Origin of the sequence: Terrimicrobium sacchariphilum (genome assembly GCF_001613545.1) — a bacterium.
Lineage (GTDB): Bacteria > Verrucomicrobiota > Verrucomicrobiia > Chthoniobacterales > Terrimicrobiaceae > Terrimicrobium > Terrimicrobium sacchariphilum.
The window spans coordinates 3,309,765-3,326,505 of record NZ_BDCO01000002.1 but is presented as its reverse complement, the minus strand read 5'-3'; the positions used below and the strand labels follow the sequence as shown (position 1 = coordinate 3,326,505).

The 16,741-nt window shown below is 61.1% G+C and carries 16 protein-coding genes; 5 read left to right on the top strand and 11 right to left on the bottom strand.

Annotated features, from left to right (window positions below; genetic code table 11):
* Positions 1-27 precede the first annotated feature (27 nt).
* Positions 28-585 carry a P-loop nucleotide/nucleoside kinase family protein gene (locus TSACC_RS15605; RefSeq protein WP_084400529.1) on the top strand — a complete coding sequence of 186 codons (558 nt, stop codon included), beginning with the start codon at positions 28-30 and terminating at the stop codon, positions 583-585.
* A 572-nt stretch (positions 586-1,157) separates the two neighbouring features.
* Here the strand turns inward: TSACC_RS15605 and TSACC_RS15595 are convergent.
* Positions 1,158-1,826, bottom strand: a complete 669-nt coding sequence (locus tag TSACC_RS15595) for a PEP-CTERM sorting domain-containing protein (protein ID WP_084400528.1) — start codon at positions 1,824-1,826, stop codon at positions 1,158-1,160.
* Between the two features lie 444 nt (positions 1,827-2,270).
* On the opposite strand from TSACC_RS15595, the gene TSACC_RS15590 reads away from it, so the two are divergent.
* Positions 2,271-3,329, top strand: coding sequence for a PEP-CTERM sorting domain-containing protein (locus TSACC_RS15590; RefSeq protein WP_169809668.1), 1,059 nt, complete (start codon positions 2,271-2,273; stop codon positions 3,327-3,329).
* A gap of 155 nt (positions 3,330-3,484) precedes the next feature.
* Here TSACC_RS15590 and TSACC_RS15585 read toward each other — a convergent pair whose 3' ends face one another.
* The 3 genes from TSACC_RS15585 to cadR form a co-directional block, all read right to left on the bottom strand.
* Positions 3,485-5,407 carry a glycoside hydrolase family 55 protein gene (locus TSACC_RS15585; RefSeq protein WP_075080155.1) on the bottom strand — a complete coding sequence of 641 codons (1,923 nt, stop codon included), beginning with the start codon at positions 5,405-5,407 and terminating at the stop codon, positions 3,485-3,487.
* A gap of 456 nt (positions 5,408-5,863) precedes the next feature.
* Positions 5,864-7,717, bottom strand: a complete 1,854-nt coding sequence (locus tag TSACC_RS15580) for a serine hydrolase domain-containing protein (RefSeq protein ID WP_075080154.1) — start codon at positions 7,715-7,717, stop codon at positions 5,864-5,866.
* 59 nt (positions 7,718-7,776) lie between these two features.
* Positions 7,777-8,196, bottom strand: coding sequence for a Cd(II)/Pb(II)-responsive transcriptional regulator (gene cadR / locus TSACC_RS15575; RefSeq protein ID WP_075080153.1), 420 nt, complete (start codon positions 8,194-8,196; stop codon positions 7,777-7,779).
* A 51-nt stretch (positions 8,197-8,247) separates the two neighbouring features.
* On the opposite strand from cadR, the gene TSACC_RS15570 reads away from it, so the two are divergent.
* Together TSACC_RS15570 and TSACC_RS15565 are read left to right on the top strand one after the other, a co-directional pair.
* Positions 8,248-10,437 carry a heavy metal translocating P-type ATPase gene (locus tag TSACC_RS15570; protein ID WP_084400526.1) on the top strand — a complete coding sequence of 730 codons (2,190 nt, stop codon included), beginning with the start codon at positions 8,248-8,250 and terminating at the stop codon, positions 10,435-10,437.
* A 76-nt stretch (positions 10,438-10,513) separates the two neighbouring features.
* Entirely contained in the window at positions 10,514-10,843 is a 330-nt protein-coding gene (locus TSACC_RS15565; protein WP_075080152.1) for a YnfA family protein, read from the top strand.
* A gap of 165 nt (positions 10,844-11,008) precedes the next feature.
* Here the strand turns inward: TSACC_RS15565 and TSACC_RS15560 are convergent, their stop codons facing one another.
* From TSACC_RS15560 to TSACC_RS15530, 7 genes are all read right to left on the bottom strand, one after another.
* Positions 11,009-11,215, bottom strand: a complete 207-nt coding sequence (locus TSACC_RS15560) for a hypothetical protein (RefSeq protein WP_075080151.1) — start codon at positions 11,213-11,215, stop codon at positions 11,009-11,011.
* Between the two features lie 158 nt (positions 11,216-11,373).
* On the bottom strand, positions 11,374-11,727 hold the full coding sequence (locus TSACC_RS15555) for a transglutaminase-like domain-containing protein (RefSeq protein WP_075080150.1): 354 nt from the start codon (positions 11,725-11,727) through the stop codon (positions 11,374-11,376).
* A 316-nt stretch (positions 11,728-12,043) separates the two neighbouring features.
* Positions 12,044-12,667 (bottom strand): YdeI/OmpD-associated family protein, encoded by a 624-nt coding sequence (locus tag TSACC_RS15550; RefSeq protein WP_075080149.1) that lies wholly within the window; start codon positions 12,665-12,667, stop codon positions 12,044-12,046.
* A complete protein-coding gene (locus TSACC_RS15545; RefSeq protein ID WP_075080148.1) occupies positions 12,660-13,628 on the bottom strand; it encodes an SAM-dependent methyltransferase in 969 nt (322 codons plus the stop codon). The genes TSACC_RS15550 and TSACC_RS15545 overlap by 8 nt, the downstream gene beginning before the upstream one ends.
* On the bottom strand, positions 13,625-14,392 hold the full coding sequence (locus tag TSACC_RS15540; protein ID WP_153811468.1) for a hypothetical protein: 768 nt from the start codon (positions 14,390-14,392) through the stop codon (positions 13,625-13,627). The genes TSACC_RS15545 and TSACC_RS15540 overlap by 4 nt, the downstream gene beginning before the upstream one ends.
* A gap of 24 nt (positions 14,393-14,416) precedes the next feature.
* Positions 14,417-14,974 (bottom strand): elongation factor P, encoded by a 558-nt coding sequence (efp, locus tag TSACC_RS15535; RefSeq protein ID WP_075080146.1) that lies wholly within the window; start codon positions 14,972-14,974, stop codon positions 14,417-14,419.
* Between the two features lie 46 nt (positions 14,975-15,020).
* Positions 15,021-15,992, bottom strand: coding sequence for a KpsF/GutQ family sugar-phosphate isomerase (locus tag TSACC_RS15530; protein ID WP_075080145.1), 972 nt, complete (start codon positions 15,990-15,992; stop codon positions 15,021-15,023).
* 432 nt (positions 15,993-16,424) lie between these two features.
* Between TSACC_RS15530 and TSACC_RS15525 the strand changes: the two genes are divergently transcribed.
* The gene (locus TSACC_RS15525) at positions 16,425-16,724 is read left to right on the top strand and encodes a hypothetical protein (RefSeq protein ID WP_075080144.1); all 300 of its coding nucleotides are present in this window, start codon (positions 16,425-16,427) and stop codon (positions 16,722-16,724) included.
* Positions 16,725-16,741 lie beyond the last annotated feature (17 nt).

Here is a 16,741-nt window from a genome sequence, read left to right as displayed (position 1 = left end):
CAATATTCACTCCAACTTAAGATCGTAATGTCAATGAGCTCCTCTAGGAATAGCAAGCTACCTACGTTGACGATTGTTGCCGGACGCCCTGGAGCAGGGAAATCAACGCTTGCGCACATTCTTGCCAAGAGAATTCACTGCCCATTGATCAGTCGTGACGACATTAAGGAAGGCATGGTCAACGCGACCGGTGATAAGGGCGTGCCGGGAGGACAATTGGCTCAAAATGCACTCACGACTTTCTTTGAAGTGATTGAGCTTCTTCTTGGGAGAGGCGTTACAGTAGTTGCTGATGCTTTTTTCCCGGAAGAGTTGTGGAAAAGCCAAATCGCGAAACTGGGTCCGCTTGCAAAGATTAATTTGGTTGTTTGCGATGTCGAGGACGACATTGCCTCGGAGCGACTGGAGAGGCGAAGGAATGCTGACCCATATTGGGATGAATTTCACAATCAGCCTGTTAATCAAAAGCTGATGCCCGCGACACGGTATGAGCCGCCGGAACTTGGGGTTCCGACGTTGATCGTTAGTTGCCGCAGTGAATACAATCCTGAAATCGAGAGTATTTACCGCTTCACGAAAAGTTGAGAAGATAAGGAATCAGCACAGGAAAGGAAACTAAGGGGTCAGGGTGCAAGATCTTTCACCTTGGGCCGAATTGATCGATGGGCGGCGGCGCTTGCTCCTGCCTCCTTTCGTTGCCAAGCAAGAGCCTTTTGACTTATGATGCCTGCCAGACAATGAGCCGCGCTTTCGCTATTCTTTTCGCAGTAATTCTCTGTGGGCTGGTGGTTCTTGTCGGGGCGACTGAGCAAAGCTGCGGAAGTCAGACTTTCGATATGACCCTGGCGGCTATCTCCTTGGGTGCACAGTTGGTGTGTGTGGTTGGGCTGGTGTGTTACTGCGGGTTCGCTGCGCTTCACTCCACGCAGTATCTCTCCTCTCCGAGGGACCGTTCCATCTGGCTGATCTTTATTATCGGCATGAACGTGTTCGGAGCCTGCTGGTATTATCTGACGCGATATCAATCCTTCCGAAAGGAAGGAAAAGGTCGCCTGATGTCCCTCAAGGCTTGAGGGATCAGGCAATATCACAATTGACCCTCTGATTTTCGCAGGCGCTCCGACTTTCGAGACGGAAGCCGGATAGGCAGGGGAACCCTACTCGCTCCCGAGCCAGGGGAGGAGTTGCTGCCTTAGGCGCTTATTCGTCCAGAGAAGCATAGCTCCGCCGAGGGCGAGGAGGAGGTAGGTGGAGGGCTCGGGGACGACGTCGATGTTTAGCTTCGTTACGCGGAAGCGGCCGTCGGTGTCGGCGCGGGTGAGGACCTCGGTGAGAGCCGTGGGGGTGTAGTCTCCCTCGTAGTTCAAGAAGTAATCGTCGACGGTCGTGCCGACCGGGGCCGTGGCAAAGTTCACGATGTTGGCGGCATAGACCTCGATATAGACGACACGCTCGTTATTCGGAGTCTGGAAGGTGGCCGAGGGGGACACCTTGTTGTGCATGTTGGTAATCGTGCCGCCCGTCCCGTACACTTCCACAATATTGCCGGGATCGGCAAAGCCCGCGGTCCCGGTGGTGGTGCCCATGGAGACGGATTCCCAGAGCGGGTCGGAAAGCGTGCCGTTCCAGATGACCTGATTGTTGTCGGCCTCGTCGGCGGTATTCGTGCCGAAGACCTGGAACTGGAAGATGACCTCCTGGTCGAGAGTGAAGCCGAGCGCGACGGCGCTGGCGGTGGCAGTTGTGTAATAAGTGAACAGTGTGGATGCAAAAGCTCCGCCGGACATCAACAGCACCATTCCCCCTGCTAGTATGAGTCGCTTCATGCTGCGGCTGGTCTAGCGCGCGGGATGAAGCGCGTCAATGGGCAATGCGATGCGACTCGGCCGTATCGGGAAATGACTGATCCTTGTTAGGAAAACTTGGCGTTGAGCGTGCGCCAGGGACGCGCCGGCGGGGCTGACTGGTCCTTGCCTCCGTTCCTCGGAAACCGGGCGCGTGGAGAGAGCGATACCTTAGTCCCTGAAACGATCCTTTTCCCGGCGCACCATGCAGACGCCCTGTTGCAGAAAGAGCTACCAGTTGCATAATTAAGGCGGAAATGAATGAGGAATTCACGAAACGGCGGGTTTCTCGAATGAAACGAAGCCGGGCGCAATTTTTGCTGATTTTCCAGTGACGTCTCGGGAGGATTTTCATTATAGGCCCGGCAAAACTAAACTATGCGCCGCATACTTCACACAGCTAGCGTTGTCGCCTCGGCACTCGTAATGACAGCCTCCCTGTCCCACGCGGAGCCGACTTACAACACCATTCTGGAAGTCAACGACTCCGCCACGGGTGTGCGGGGTACGGATACCACCAACACCGGCAATGTCATCCTGACGGGAAGCCAGCAGGTCTCCGGAGTCACCCAGGGGCTGCTCTGGAGTGGCAATCTCTACTCCAATATCGGCACCTATTACACGATCCTGCCGCAGGTCTCGGGTACGCTGATCGGCTCGATCTATTACGGGCCGGATACGCATGCGTTTAATTCCCTCATCCCGGAGGGTCAGATTCGCGCCGTCGGCACCTATCAACTTGACGAGGTGGATGGCACCTTTGGCTTCATGTACCAGGGCGCCCTTCAGTCTGGCACGTATGGCGTAACGGCAATCAATGTTCCGGACGCAGTCAATACCATCCCGCACAGCACGGCTGGGAGCGTCGTGGTGGGAGCGTACGATAAAGGGACGGCTCAAACCGGCAATTCGTTTATTTTTGACCTGACATCCAACACCTTTAAGTCGCTGAGTCTTGGAAACGAGTCCTCGCTTTATGGGGTGTGGCATACCGGGGGTGACAACTATGTCATCGTCGGAGGTGCTCGCAATCCCGGCGCGGCGGATTTGAACCAGGCGTTCATTGCCAATTACAACCTGACTTCGAATACCGTCACTGGCCAGACGTTTTACACCTTTAATGATCAGGGTGGCGCTATCTCGCACTTTGAGGGTATCACTGCGGTGGACGGCGGATATAACGTCATCGCCACGGTGACGAACAACGAGGATGGTTCGGCGATCGGAGCCGCCCTGGCCTTTATCTCCGTCACCGACGGGGTGTTCAACCCTGATGCCGTCTGGACGGGCCTTGATGTCAACGGCTCCGACCTCACGACCGGCAATACGGTCTATGAGAATGTCGGTATCGGTGTTTACGCCACGTCGGGTTCGTCCGCCGTGAACACGTACACGGCTACTGTGCCGGAGCCGTCGACCTACGCGCTCGTCGCGCTTGGCCTGACCGCCGTGGTCTTGGGCCTGCGACGCCGAGCCACGGCCTGATAACCAGATCATTCCGATACCATAGAGCCGGTTGGAATGGGCAATGCCTTTTCAACCGGCCTTTTTCGTTCTTGGAAAAGGATTCCAAGCGAGGTTGGTACTGCGGAGCCGAAACAGCCTCGGCTTTGTTTGCCCCGGAGGCTGCTGGTCGCACGTCACTTCCCACCCTGAAAGAGGGTGACGGCGATGGAGCGGTCGCCGGGGTGGCCACTGCGCGGGGGGAGCTCGGTTCTTGCAAATACCGTGGTTTTTCCGTCGAGGGTCTGGCGGATATAGGCGCGGTAGTCGCTGTCGCGGAAGTTCTCGGCGAGGAAGGTGAGGGCCATCGTGGCGTTGTCGGCGAGGTAGGGGATGGAGTCGGCGGGGACGGTGGCGGACTTAGTGGCGGAGATATAGTTGTAGCCGCCGAGGAGTTCCGTGCGGCCTCCGGAGCGGGTGGCGAGGAATGGTGCTGCGCCTTCGGTTTTGAAGCCGAGAATCCAGAGCACGCCGTCGGTATTTGTCACCTGGGGCTCCGAGCCGTCGCTGGCCCAATTCTCCGGATTGAATTGACGCGCCCAGACGTGCTGGCCGGTGAACTCCCAGCCAGGGAGGAAGACGTCCTCGATGAAGAGCGGGCCGGTTGCCTTGGGCGTGTTGCGGTAGGTGCGGGCGATGCCGCTGGCTCCGACCCACCCGGAGCTGTGCGAGATCACGAGCATGGCGGGGGAGTTGTTGAGGATAAGAAGTTCGCCGGGGTACTGGGCGTTGAAGAACAGATTCTCAAGAAACACTGCCGCACCTGCCGGCGAGTCGATGCGGAGGAGTGGGCGCGGGTTTTGTGGGTCGCGGAAGGGCGGCTCCGCCGCGCCCAGGCTGATCTCGGCGCCCATGCCCAGCACCTGCCTGACGGCTCCGCGTACGATGATGGTATCGGAGAGGAAGTAGGTGCGGTCATTGGGGAAATACACCACGCTTTTTCCGGCATCGATGGCGCGCTGGATGGCGGCGGTGTCGTCGGGCTCTCCTTCGCGGCGCGCACCGACGGCGGACCAGTCGGAAAGGTCGCCATTCCAGTAGGCGGGAGTTTCGCGGATTTCGAGCGGGGCAAAGGCGTTTTCTCCGATGGCGGGCGGGCTGATGATCGGGCCGGGCTCGCGCTCGCCATCGCGGCACCGGATCGGCCTGGCGCGGTAGCCGCCGATCTTCACATGGCGAACCAGCAGGCTGCCCGCGCAGTCGATGGCAAACTCCCCGGCATCCCCTCCAGAGAGGTCGGAGTCGAGGAGCGTGGCCATGCCCAGACGATCCGAAACGACGAGGGCGGGCACGCGATTGCGGCTGGTGATGCCGCGCATGTGCAGCACGTTGCGGCTCGTCCGTATCCCGGCAACTCGCTGGCCCTCAACCGTGACATGCTCCAGGGTGAGTCCATACTGAATGTCCCCGAGGTCGATGCCTGTGTCGAATCCCCGCACCGCCACGTCCCTGATCAGGCCCGGCCCCGGGATTTTTCGCCGTAGCGCGATGCCGGCGACGCCCCCGCCCGTGATCGTGACCCGCTCGATCGCGCCCTGGTTGCTCACGGCATAGTCGATGCCGATCGCTCCGGCATTCCCGCTGCCAGTGTCGATGGTGAGGTCGAAGACATTATTGCGAAAGGCCTTGTTGCCGCCGCCGTCGGACGCATCGCCCGGTTCCCAGTGGGACCCGGTTACCAATACCCCCTTTGGGTGCGCTGCGTCGCCAAATCCCGGCGCGCCCGATGCGAGCCTGAGGATGGTTTTGTCGCGCCGCTGTCCTTGAAGTGTGAGATGTGCCTCCCAGTTTCCCCTGATGTTCTTTGCAACAAGGGAGTCGCACACATTATAAACGCCCGCCGGGAAGTACAGCACGCGGCCTGTTCCGACATTCGCGGAAATGGCACGCTGAATCGCTGCCGTGTCATCGCTGTCGTCGTCGGGCTTTGCGCCATAAGGCGGCAGGGTGACATTGACTACCGCATCGGCGGGAAATATCCGGTCCGGCTCGGATGCTGATAGCGCAGCGAATGGATTGCTGATCAAGATAAGGAGGGATACCGCAATGGGAGGGGACATTGGCCATTTATAGGGCAATGGCACAAATTTCTTTAAGCTGAACTCCGCTTCATCCCGTGTCGATTTCTGTCCATTCTGCCGGATATAGCCTCTGCATGTGGCGTCTTCTGACATAGCAGCGCTTCCTGCGGTCGCGCAGCCAACGTATTGGCGGGGCAGATTTCGGGAGCGGATGTGTGCTGCAAACAAGGATTTTTCTTTGCCGCACGATTTGCTTCTGCGTGCTTCCCGGCTAAGTGGTCATGCTCTAGTAACTCGCTTTGCATGAAGAGCTTTTCCCCACGCGGAGCGATGCTTGGCGGCCTTTTGCTGTAGGCGTTGCTAGTGTGCCGGCTTTTCCGGTTGCTCCGATGTGAGTGAGGCTCGCACGCAGGCCCTGCAAAATCGGCAGCAGAGCCTTTAATAACATGGCTGACGCGGCGGCCGGTGTCTTTCCGGCAGTCCGGTGATATTGCGCTAATAAGAGAACTGTACACTGCCACCGCCCCAGAAGGTATTGGCGGCAGTGCCACTGATGTCGTTGAGCGCGTGGCTGTAGGCACCGTAGACGGAGAAAGTAATGTATCGGTTGACGCGGACCGGGAGCGACAGGCCGCACTCGAGGTTGTTTGGTCCAGTGAAGGGAGTGACCTCGTCGTCGGGGGCGGGTGAGGTATTGTAGCGGAAGTTCACGCCGAAGGCGCCCCAGAAATCGAGGGCGAGGATGTCGCGATAGAGCGGCAGGTTGCCGTCGAGGCGGAGGTTGAGGAAGCTCGAGCAAGCCTCGACGAACCCGCTGCCGCTGTCGGAATCCGGCCCGAGGGCGAACCAGTAGGTGGCCGAGGGCGTGAGGGTGAGCGGACCGAGGGTGAAGTCCCACCCGGCAGAGGCGACCAGCTCGTTCGAGTAAAAATTGCCGTCGCTGTAGCCGTAGTTGAAGTCATACGCGAGGCTGACGAAACCGTCGCCGACGAGTTGGGTGAAAGTGATGTCGGTATCGGTTTCGCGATACGACGGGCCGCTGGTGGCAAAGGCCTGCCAGACTCCGGCAGTGAGGAAGTTGGATTCCGAGATGTTCCAGGTGAGGGAGAGGGCGGTCCAGTAGATGCCAGCACCGTAGCGGTTGTTGTCATTCAGGCCGTTGGCGCCCTTGTCCATGTAGAGACTATCCCATCCCGTCGACAGGCTGGCATTGAAGGTCTGGCGATCCTCCTCAAAGTCGGAGAGGCTTTTGCCGCCGGAGACCCAGGCCTCGACGAGCGGCCACCAGTCGTTGTCCACCTGGTTGAGCGTGCCGGTGAAGGTGACGCCGCGCTGCGGCCAGTAGTAGGCAAAGGAGTTGCCGTGTCCGTCGTGGCCCCAGACCTCGCCGAGCCCGCCGTCGAGCTTCACGCGGTAAAGGCCGAGTCCATACGAGATGTCCTGCTCGCCGGTAGGGACAAAGGTGAGCATGGCCTGGAGCGTGGCGGGATCGTGGAAGAGTTTCCCGTCGGCCAGCCCGCGCAGGAAGCGCTCGAGATCGCGCGCAGTGCTCACGAGGCCGCCGCCTGCCCAGTCGGCGCTCTGGCGGGGCACGTCGGTGAGGTCTTCGCTGCCTTCATAGCGATGCGACTGTGGTGCGCCTCGACGGGGTTCGTGATAGGTGAGCCACGTCGAGTCCATGCCAAGCGGGCGGAAGATTTTCTGGCGGTAGACCGCATGCAGCGGCTGGCCGGTGACATGCTCGATGATGAGGCCAAGGAGGACGAAGTTTGTATCCGAATAGTGAAAACGGCCAGGGCGGCGAGAGGGAATCTCGCGGGCGTAGGAGAGGATTTCATCCGGCGTCCAGTTGTGCCCCGGGTCGGCGAGGAAGGAGCGGAGAAAGGCGTTGTTGCCCTCGCGGTCTCGTGCGCCATCTGTCCAATAGTGAAGGAGGCCGCTAGTGTGGGAGAGGAGTTGGCGAATGGTGAGGGAGCTATCAAAACCCTGCACGGTTTTCGCAGGGAGCACCTTGCCGATCGGAGTGTCGAGCGTAAGCTTGCCCTCCTCGGCGAGGACGAGGATCGTTGCGGCGGTGACGGCCTTGGTGATGCTGGCGATCTCAAACGGCGTGTCCGGCGTCATGTCGGGGGAATCCGGTCCGGCGAACTTCCCCGCCGCGCCCTGGCAGAGGACGCCGTCGCGGCCGGCGATGCGAACGATGCCGCCGCCCTTGTCTTGGTTGTCAGCCACGAGTTGGTCCAGTTCGGTGAGAACGGCCTGCGAGGCGGTCTGAGCGGAGCCGGTGGAGGTCGCGATGACGGAAAGGACGAAGCTGCAGGCGAGCAGCCGGAGGGTGGGGGTATTCATGGCGCGGCCCCTGCGTAATAACGACCGGGCGGGGCTTCGTCAATTCCGCTGGATGCGCGTCAGTGGGCAAGGTGCATTGCGTTTTCCCCGAGATGGGAGATGCCCTGCAGGATGCGGCATTGGCCCACGGTCGATTTGCTCTGGCATTCCTTGCGCAGGGTGAGGAGTTGGTTCCGCAGTGACCGGAGCTCGCGAAGGCGCGCCTCGACGTCGGCGATATGCGCGTCGAGGACGGTATTGACGGAATCGCAGTCGGCGGAGGGGCGCTGCATGAGGCCGAGTAGTTCCGCGATCTCGGCCTGAGAGAGATCGAGGGCGCGGCAGTTTCGCACGAAGCGGAGCCGCTCGAGATGGCCTGCGCCGTAGGTGCGGTAGTTGTTGCCGCTGCGTTCGGGTTTGGGGAGCAGGCCCTGCTTTTCGTAGTAGCGCACAGTTTCGGTCGTGCAGTCCGCCGCTTTGGCGAGGTCGCCTATCGTCATGGGAACAATGTCGTTTGACCTTGAAGTGACTTCAAGGTGTTTACTCGGATCATGTCCGATTGTTGCCATCATGATTGCTGCCGCAAGGAACAGCCCGCGCCTTCACCCGTGGAAATCCCGGAGGGTGCAACGGCACGGACGTTTCGGGTGCGTGGCATGGATTGCCCTGATGAGATTGCCGCCATCGAACGCGAGATGAAGTCCGTCCCGCGCGTGGTCGGCGTGACGGCCAATCTCATGGCCTCTTCCGTCACGATCCATACCGACGGAGAGGTGGCGGAGAACGAACTCGTGCAGGCGATCAACCGCAGCGGAGTGACCGTCGAGAGTGGCGGGACGGAGAACCGGCGAGGCATTTCGCTTTCCACCTGGCTGGTGGCTTTGTCGGGTTTGGGAACGGGTCTGGGCATTGCGCTTCAGTGGGTGGGATTGCGGGAAACGCTCTGGCCGGATGCGGCGTTTCTCGTTGCGATCGTGAGCGGCGGTGCGCTCGTCCTGCCCAAGGCGCTGCGGGCGGTGCGATCCCGGTCGCTCGACATGAACGTACTCATGACCGTGGCCGTGATCGGCGCGGTCTCCATCGGCGAGCATGCGGAGGGCGCGGCGGTGGCGTTTTTGTTTTCGCTTTCGGAACTGCTGGAGTCGTGGAGCGTGGGTCGCGCGAGACGGGCGATCCTCGCTCTGATGGAACTCGCTCCGGAAACGGCGCTGGTGAAACGCGAGGGCGACTTCATCGAGGTGGCGGCGGATTCCGTGAAAGTCGGCGAGATCGTGCTGGTGCGCTCCGGGCAGCGCATCCCGCTCGACGGGCGTGTGGTCGGGGGCAGCTCTGCCGTGAATCAAGCGCCCATCACCGGCGAATCCCTGCCCGTGGAAAAATCGCCGGGCGATGAGGTGTTTGCGGGAACGATCAATGGCGACGGTTCGCTCCAGATTGAAACGACCAAGGTGGCGGGAGATACGACGCTGGCCCGCATCATTCACATGGTGGAGGAGGCGCAGGCGACCAAAGCCCCGGCGCAGCGGTTCGTGGACAACTTTGCCCGTATTTACACGCCGGCGGTGATGGTCTTTGCCATCGCTCTCGCCCTCGTGCCGCCGCTGGCGTTTGGCCAGCCGTGGATGGACTGGATTTATCGCGCGCTGGTCCTGCTCGTCATCGCCTGTCCCTGTGCGCTGGTCATTGCCACTCCCATAAGTGTCGTTTCCGGTCTCGCGGCGCTGGCCCGTGGTGGCGTGCTGGTCAAGGGCGGCGCGTACCTGGAGGCCCTCGGCGGCCTGAAGGCGTTGGCTCTCGATAAGACGGGGACGATTACCGAGGGCAAGCCGAGGGTCGTCGATATCCAGTCGGTCGGTCAGGCTTCGGCGGTCGAAATCCTGCGCATCGCCGCCTCGATCAACGCGCACTCCACCCATCCTCTGGCCCGGGCCATTGTGGCCCGGGCGCGGAGCGAGTCCGTTGCCGTCGAGGAATGCTCGGAATACCGAAGCGTCCAGGGACGCGGAGCCGAGGGATCGCTCGGCGGGCATGATTACTTTGTGGGGAATCACCGCTTCGCCCACGAGATCGGGGTTTGCTCACCGGCTCTCGAGCAACGGCTGGCCGGGATCGAGGCGGCGGCGCGGTCCGTGGTGGTGGTCGGTCATCGTCCGCATGGCGACTGCACCGGCGAGGTGCTGGGAGTGATCGCGATAGCGGATACCATCCGGCCCGAGGCGCGCCACGCCATCGCCCGTATGCACAAGGCGGGATTGCGTCACGTCGTGATGTTGAGCGGGGACAATACGAAAACCGCCCGCGCCATCGCGCAGGAAGCGGGCATCGACGAGGCCTACGGCGACCTGCTGCCCGACGACAAGATCGCAAAGGTGAAGGAACTTGCCGCAAAATACGGCAGCGTGGGAATGATCGGCGACGGGGTGAATGACGCTCCTGCGCTGGCCGTGGCCAATGTGGGAATCGCCATGGGGGCGGCGGGTACTGATGCCGCGATCGAGACGGCCGATGTGGCTCTCATGCGGGATGATCTCGGTATGGTGCCGGAAGCCATCCTGCTGGGCCGTCGCACCCTCGGCATGATTCGCTTCAACATCTGCTTTGCCCTCGCGATCAAAGCGGTCTTTCTCCTGCTCGCGATCTTTGGGCTGACCAGCCTCTGGTTTGCTATCCTGGCCGATACCGGAGCGACGTTGATCGTCACCGCGAATGCCCTGCGCCTGTTGCGAGGGGTGAAGTCGTAAAATTCTTCGTTTTAAGAGCGAGTGCCGCAGCGGGAAAACATGGCGGAGACTTCCGGCACTGGCATATTGCGAGCCTATGAATGCTCTCTCAGCCGTCGGGCTTTACGTTGTGACCGCTGTGGCGGAGATTGCCGGATGCTACGCGATTTACGCCTGGGTCCGCTTGGGCAAGCCGGTTTGGTGGCTTGTTCCTGGAGCGATGGCTTTGTTGCTCTTTGGCTACCTGCTCACGATGCATTCGGGACCAGCCGGGCGCATATATGCTGCATATGGAGCGGTTTATATTGCCGCATCCGTAGTCTGGATGTGGGCCATTGAGAAGCACGCGCCTGATCGATGGGACTCCATCGGCGTGACCGTGTGTCTCATCGGTGCGGCGATCATTTACTTTGGACCGAGAGGGTGATGGGAATGCACGAGACCAGCGGCCCGCGCGCTTGAGCGAGCTGGCAAGCGGAAAGGGAGGGCGGCACGGCTTGGGTTCGCCCTCCCCTCCTGGCAGGCAGCAGATGGAGTTTTCCTCCGGAGGCGACGGGGTGGGGACTTCCGGCGACCGGGGAACTTCAGAAAACTAGATGTCGTCTTCCCAGACGGCAGGCTCCACGAACCGGGCGTACCCGACGATGGAACGGCTTTCGAGATTGGGAAAGGTCAGGACCGAGAGCGGCGACACGCGATGACGGGACAGATGGGTGGCGCGATCTTTCTCGGGGGTGAGCGACGTGGGGGAGCCGACTCGATTGGAACCGCGAAGATAAACATTAGGTGTGTTTTTCATGGGCGTGGATTGGTTTCGCGATGAACATAGTTTGCCCGCGGGAATGCGATACCCGTCCCTTGGCACGGATCGCCCATGTATTGCCTTTCGTTGAGCAATCGGCGGTGAGAAGGAACCGGCGGAGGGCGCTGACTGCTCACCCTCCGCCGGGGGTACGGCTAATTATCCATCCACACGCCGGCGATAGGCTTGGCGTAGGGATTCATCTGCTGGATTTCCGACGGTGCGTTCCATAGCGGACCGGGACCGATCAGGGTCGATCCCTTCGTCACTGTCGGGTCGTAGATGTAGACTCCGCCATTATGGGCGTAAGCGGTTACAGCATGCTTCGAGCCATCGGCGAATGTCATGGTCATCACCTTGGCGGGAACGTGGTTCTCGACGAGAAGCTTCTGGGCGGCGGCCACGGCATAGACGTGGCAGGCGTTCGGGATCTTCTTGACGGTGGTCGTTCCCGTGCTGGTGCAGGCGGTGAGGATCGCAGCCTCGACGAGGGTGAGGAGCGTTTTCACCGGGTCTTCCTCGTGCTGGCAACGTTGCGGATCCGAAGCGGGGTCATACTGACTGGTCCGTGGGGATCGGCAGGCTGGCGGCGCGGGGAAGCGGGCTCTTGGTTCTTACGGCTATCTTTGGTTATTATCTGCCTGGATTGAGGCCAACCTGGGGGGATGGCCGGCAGGCTTGCTGACAGGGGGGTGCTAATCATTGGACTACTTGGGGAACGGTTAACAAAATAAGCGAGAGTCCAGTATTCGCTAATGATTTTTTGCTAATAACTACGCCAAAATTGCACTTTGACCTGCAAGGGATGGCTGGCGGGTGGGGGGGCTATCCCGTGGCTGGTTTACGGCGGGTGGCCGGGGGATGAATGGTGCGATCTTCTTCCAGCATGGCGACGAACTGCCCGACTAGACGCTGGCGGGTCTCCTCTCGCTTCGCATGAGTGAGGCGATAAAGAATGGCGTAGCGGTTGCGGCTGTCGAGCCTGGCGAAGGCTGCAGCAGCTACCGGGGAGGAGTCAAAGGCGTGACGGAGGATTTGGGGGATCTCGATTGTCGTCGAGGAGGCATAGGCGTTTTCCCAGCGACCATCGGCGCGAGCAGCCTCCACCTCTCGGAGGCCTGCAGGTTGCATGCGGCCGCTGGCGATGAGAGCCTCAGCCTTGCCTCGGTTGATTCGCGACCAGAGGCTGCGCTTGCGGCGAGGTGTGTAGCGCTGAAGGTAATGCGTTTCGCTCAGCGAGGCGGCTTGTCCGTCGATCCACCCGAAGCACAGAGCCTCCTCAAGCGCCTCGCTATAGGTGATGGAGGGAATGCCGGCGGATTTTTTCGCATAGCAGATCCAGAGGGCGTTGCAGGTTGTGTGGTTCTTTTCCAGCCAACGACGCCACTCGGCCTGCGATGTAAATGGGAGGACTGGGGTGTCCTTGTAGGTCTTGGGAAGCCTAGGCATGAGGAGAGGTTTCCAGCACCTTGAAGGCTTCTCCGGCATCGCCTAGCTCCACGGGTTGGCCCTGGGCGGAGAGGAATTGCGCGAGGGTTTGCGTGGGTCCAGGAGCGCGGAGCCAGTGGCGGAGGTCGGTGAAATTCACGTCCACCGTGAGGTCGCGTTTGCCGAAGCCAAGGTAGGCCTGTGGTCCCTCGAGGCGCTGATGGTGGGCATAGGCCCGGAGCGACCCGCGCAGTCGGCGGTGGTACAGCTCGGCAACCTCCTCGCCATAGTCGATGACGAGCATGGCCCCAGCTTTCCAGAGCGGACGCCAAGTCTCGTACCATTGGCGAAAGGCTTCCTGTGTCTCGACGCGCTGACCGTCGGGCCAAGGATGCGTGATCGCGGTGGAGTCGGGCAATGTTGCGGACTCGGTCCAGTGTTCGATCCAGCGGGAGCCGCCGATGCTGAGCGAGAGCTCGCGCCAGCGATCATCCTGTTTCTGAAAGACCCGGCAGGGAAAGGCGTCCACCAGTTCGTTGGAGTAAATCACCGCCTCACCGTTGCAGGCGGCGAGGGCGTCCGCCAGGGAGTCATGCCAGCGGGTGCCGCGCGGGAGCACCTTTTTCTGCGCCGCGCGGAGGACGGGCGAGACGTCGACGATATGGAGTTGCGGGCGGCCGAACCACCCGAGGGCCTTCCATACGTCCGCCCCGAGCGCCCCAGTGCCCGCGCCGATCTCGATGAGATGCCATTTGCCGCGCGGCTGGTGCGATCGCGCCCAGCGGGCGATGGCACGGGAGAGATTGCGCCGCATGACGGGCCAGGTGGTGAAGTCGCCTCCGCGCCCGATGTCGCGGATGTTTGCCGTGTAGTAGCCGTACTGCGGATGGTAGAGCGCCTCCTGCATCCAGCGATCGAACGGGATGCTCCCGCCATGGGCGGCCTGGAGTCGCTCCAGAAAGTCGATCGTCGAGCTGCTCACCGGATCGCCCGGTTCAGGAGGAGCGTGAGATCGGCGGTGAAGTCGACCGTGTTCTGGAACAGCTCGCGCAGGAAGCTCAGCCACGTGATCTCAGGCGCGGCCAGCACCAGCATGATCGAGAGCAGGATGAGGTTGAGGATGTAGATGACGACGAGGGAGAAAAACGTGCCGCCATAGTAGAGGTCGGGCTGCCCCTTGGTGATCATCCAGACGGTAAAGGTGAGGTGAAACGCCCAGGTGACGCCGATGACCATGTAAAGAATCCACCGGTACGGAGCGACGTCCCAAAAGATCCCGCAGATGCCATACACGATGATGGCGAGGAGGCTGTAGAGCGGGAAAAAGTACGGTGCGAGGGCGATCCAGGTGTTTGTGCGATCAGCGAGGATGTGCCCTCCCTGTCGGGTGACCTGAAAGCGGTGGACTCGTCCGCCCATGAGCATGACCCAGATGGCATGGGTCAGCTCATGGCCGAAAACGTAGAGCCAGATCGGTCGTGGCAGGCCAAAGAAGGCGACAAGCCAGAGAATGACGCCGAGAGAAAAGAACCAGAACTCTTCCGTGATCCAGAACTGGTTCCGGATCGTGGTCCGCGCAAACGCCATGAAAAACGTCTGCGTGAGCACCCAGGCGGCAGGCAAAAGAAACAGACCGACGAGCAGCTTGATGAATCGCTTCGGCACGGTGGCCGGCAGAACGCCGGCGGCGGAGACATCGAGTCGCCGCACCGGCCTGCGTCTGGTCGTGGTTTTTCGCCTCGCCACCGTGGGGATGGGCGGGTGCCGGACTTAGGCGCGGCCCATGTAGGAGCCCGTGCGCGTGTCGATCTTGATCAACTCGCCTTCCTTGATGAAGAGCGGGACCTGAACGACGAGGCCGGTCTCGAGCGTGGCCGGTTTCTGCACGTTGTTGGCGCTGTCGCCACGGACGCCCTCGGCGGATTCCGTGACCTTGAGAACGACGGAGGAGGGGATTTCCACCTGGGCGGGACGGCCCTCGATGCTGAGGACTTCCACCTTGAGATTCTCCACGAGGTAATCCTTCACCTCCGAGACGAGCTCGGGCTGGAGCGTAATGGTCTCGTAGTCGTCGGGATTGATGAAATGAAAGCCCTGCGGGTCGGCGTAGCTGAACTCGAGCTCCTGGCGGTTCACGTCGACGAGGTCGACCTTCTCCGTGGACGAGAAGCGCACGTCGGCGGATTTGCCGGTATTGATGTACCGGATGATGACCTGCACGAAGGCGCGGAGGTTGCCGGGCGTGCGGTGCTGAACTTCAAGAACGATGGCCGGGTTGTTATTATACCGGATGGCCATACCTTTGCGGAGATCGTTTGCGAGTGCCATGAAAGGAAGAGAATGGGTCAGCGTAGCCGCGCGGGCGGGGGGCTGGCTAGAGGATTTTCAAGCGGGATAGGTCCTGGGAATCGACGAGCCCGATGGCGCGTCCGGCGCCGTCGACCACCACGAGGTCGTCGATCTTGTGCTTTTGCAGGATGTTGAGCACCTCGGCGGCGAGGCGGTCGGCCCCGATGGTGATGGGCCGTCGGGTCATGTAATCGCCCACAGGTCGGCTTCCGATGTCGGGGTGGTTGGAGAAATGCCGGGCGAAATCCCCGTGGGTGAAGATGCCGAGGAGGATGCCTGCCTCGTCGGCGATGACGGCGGCGCCGGTGCGGCGGGAGTTCATCACCTTGATCACCTCGATGACAGGGGTGTCGAGCGAGACGACAGCGAGCTGGTCGGCGTCGCGCATGATCTGGCGCACCTTGAGCAGGAGCGAGCGACCGAGGGACCCACCGGGATGGAAGCGGGCGAAATCCTCCTTGTCAAAGCCCCGGGCCTCGAGCAGCGCCATGGCGAGGGCGTCGCCGAGTACGAGCATCGCGGTGGTGCTGGAGGTGGGGGCGAGATTGAGCGGGCATGCCTCCTGGGAAACCTGGGCGTCGAGCACGCAATCAGCCGCTTTGGCGAGCGTCGAGGACAGGCCTCCGGTGATGGCGATGAGCTTCACGTCGAAGCGGGCCAGGGCGGGGAGGATATTGAGAAGTTCGTCGGTCTCGCCGCTGTAGCTCAGGGCGATGATGATGTCGCCATCGCTGACGACACCGAGGTCGCCATGGAGGGCATTGAGGGAGTTCAGCACGACGGCCGGGGTGCCGGTGCTGGTGAGGGTGGCGGCGATTTTCTCCCCGATGTGGCCGCTCTTGCCCACGCCCACGACGACGACCTTGTGGCGGCTGTCGGCGGCGGCGCGCACGAGTTCCACGGCCTCATTGAAGCTGCCGTTCAGGCGGTCGGCCATGGCCTGTATTTCTGCGAGCTCGATCTCTACGACTTTTCGAGCACGGACGAGATGATCCATGCCGCATTGTGGAGTTTCCGGGCGGACGATTCAAGGGGAGAACCCCAAGGCAGATCGGAACAGAAGGAAGCAAAGGAAACGAAGGGGGAGACAAAAACGCAATCAACAGAAGGACGCAAAGAACGCAAAGGTGGGCGTTGCGCCCGGGTGAAGCGGCACTGTTTACGGGATGGGCGACGGAGGAAAGACGTTTCCGTTGGCATTTCCGTTTTCCGCGACGGCCGGAGACAGGCGGTCCGAGCCAAAAAGGCGGCGAAAGCAGCGGTCCTTTGTGTCCTTTGCGACCTTCTGTAAAAACTTCTTCTGCCCTCCCCCTTTGTTTCCTTTGCTTCCTTCTGTTCCGATTGGGTCTTTATGTGCGGGATCTCACCGATGGGCTGCTCGGGATTATGCGGTCTTGCCGGGTACGGAATACGATACTAGAGTAAAAATATGCGCAAGATTCTCACATCGCTGTTCCTGGCGGCCTCCCTTGCGCCGCTGGTGGCCCAGGACTTTTCCGCGGAGAAGCCCCGGGATGCCCGATACCAGACCCAGACCATCGTGATCCAGCAGGGTCCGTCGATCGAGGGCATCGTGGCCGATATTTTCAACAACAAGAAGCCCTGGCAGATGATCAATCCGGCTGCTCCGGCGAAGTACGGATCGGGCCAGAAGTTCGTTTCCAAGGACTTCGGACCGGGCACGCCCTATCATTCCACGGGTGTGGTCGTTGCCGGTGTCGAGTGGTAAACGGCCGGGAGTCGGGC

What these genes read in the sequence shown, in the direction of transcription:
- TSACC_RS15580 (WP_075080154.1), bottom strand. Translation starts at nt 7,717, where the DNA reads ATGAATACCCCCACCCTCCGGCTGCTCGCCTGCAGCTTCGTCCTTTCC.
- TSACC_RS15585 (WP_075080155.1), bottom strand. Translation starts at nt 5,407, where the DNA reads ATGTCCCCTCCCATTGCGGTATCCCTCCTTATCTTGATCAGCAATCCA.
- TSACC_RS15605 (WP_084400529.1), top strand. Translation starts at nt 28, where the DNA reads ATGTCAATGAGCTCCTCTAGGAATAGCAAGCTACCTACGTTGACGATT.
- TSACC_RS15530 (WP_075080145.1), bottom strand. Translation starts at nt 15,992, where the DNA reads ATGGATCATCTCGTCCGTGCTCGAAAAGTCGTAGAGATCGAGCTCGCA.
- TSACC_RS15525 (WP_075080144.1), top strand. Translation starts at nt 16,425, where the DNA reads ATGCGCAAGATTCTCACATCGCTGTTCCTGGCGGCCTCCCTTGCGCCG.
- TSACC_RS15570 (WP_084400526.1), top strand. Translation starts at nt 8,248, where the DNA reads ATGTCCGATTGTTGCCATCATGATTGCTGCCGCAAGGAACAGCCCGCG.
- TSACC_RS15550 (WP_075080149.1), bottom strand. Translation starts at nt 12,667, where the DNA reads ATGCCTAGGCTTCCCAAGACCTACAAGGACACCCCAGTCCTCCCATTT.
- cadR (WP_075080153.1), bottom strand. Translation starts at nt 8,196, where the DNA reads ATGACGATAGGCGACCTCGCCAAAGCGGCGGACTGCACGACCGAAACT.
- TSACC_RS15560 (WP_075080151.1), bottom strand. Translation starts at nt 11,215, where the DNA reads ATGAAAAACACACCTAATGTTTATCTTCGCGGTTCCAATCGAGTCGGC.
- TSACC_RS15565 (WP_075080152.1), top strand. Translation starts at nt 10,514, where the DNA reads ATGAATGCTCTCTCAGCCGTCGGGCTTTACGTTGTGACCGCTGTGGCG.
- TSACC_RS15595 (WP_084400528.1), bottom strand. Translation starts at nt 1,826, where the DNA reads ATGAAGCGACTCATACTAGCAGGGGGAATGGTGCTGTTGATGTCCGGC.
- efp (WP_075080146.1), bottom strand. Translation starts at nt 14,974, where the DNA reads ATGGCACTCGCAAACGATCTCCGCAAAGGTATGGCCATCCGGTATAAT.
- TSACC_RS15590 (WP_169809668.1), top strand. Translation starts at nt 2,271, where the DNA reads ATGACAGCCTCCCTGTCCCACGCGGAGCCGACTTACAACACCATTCTG.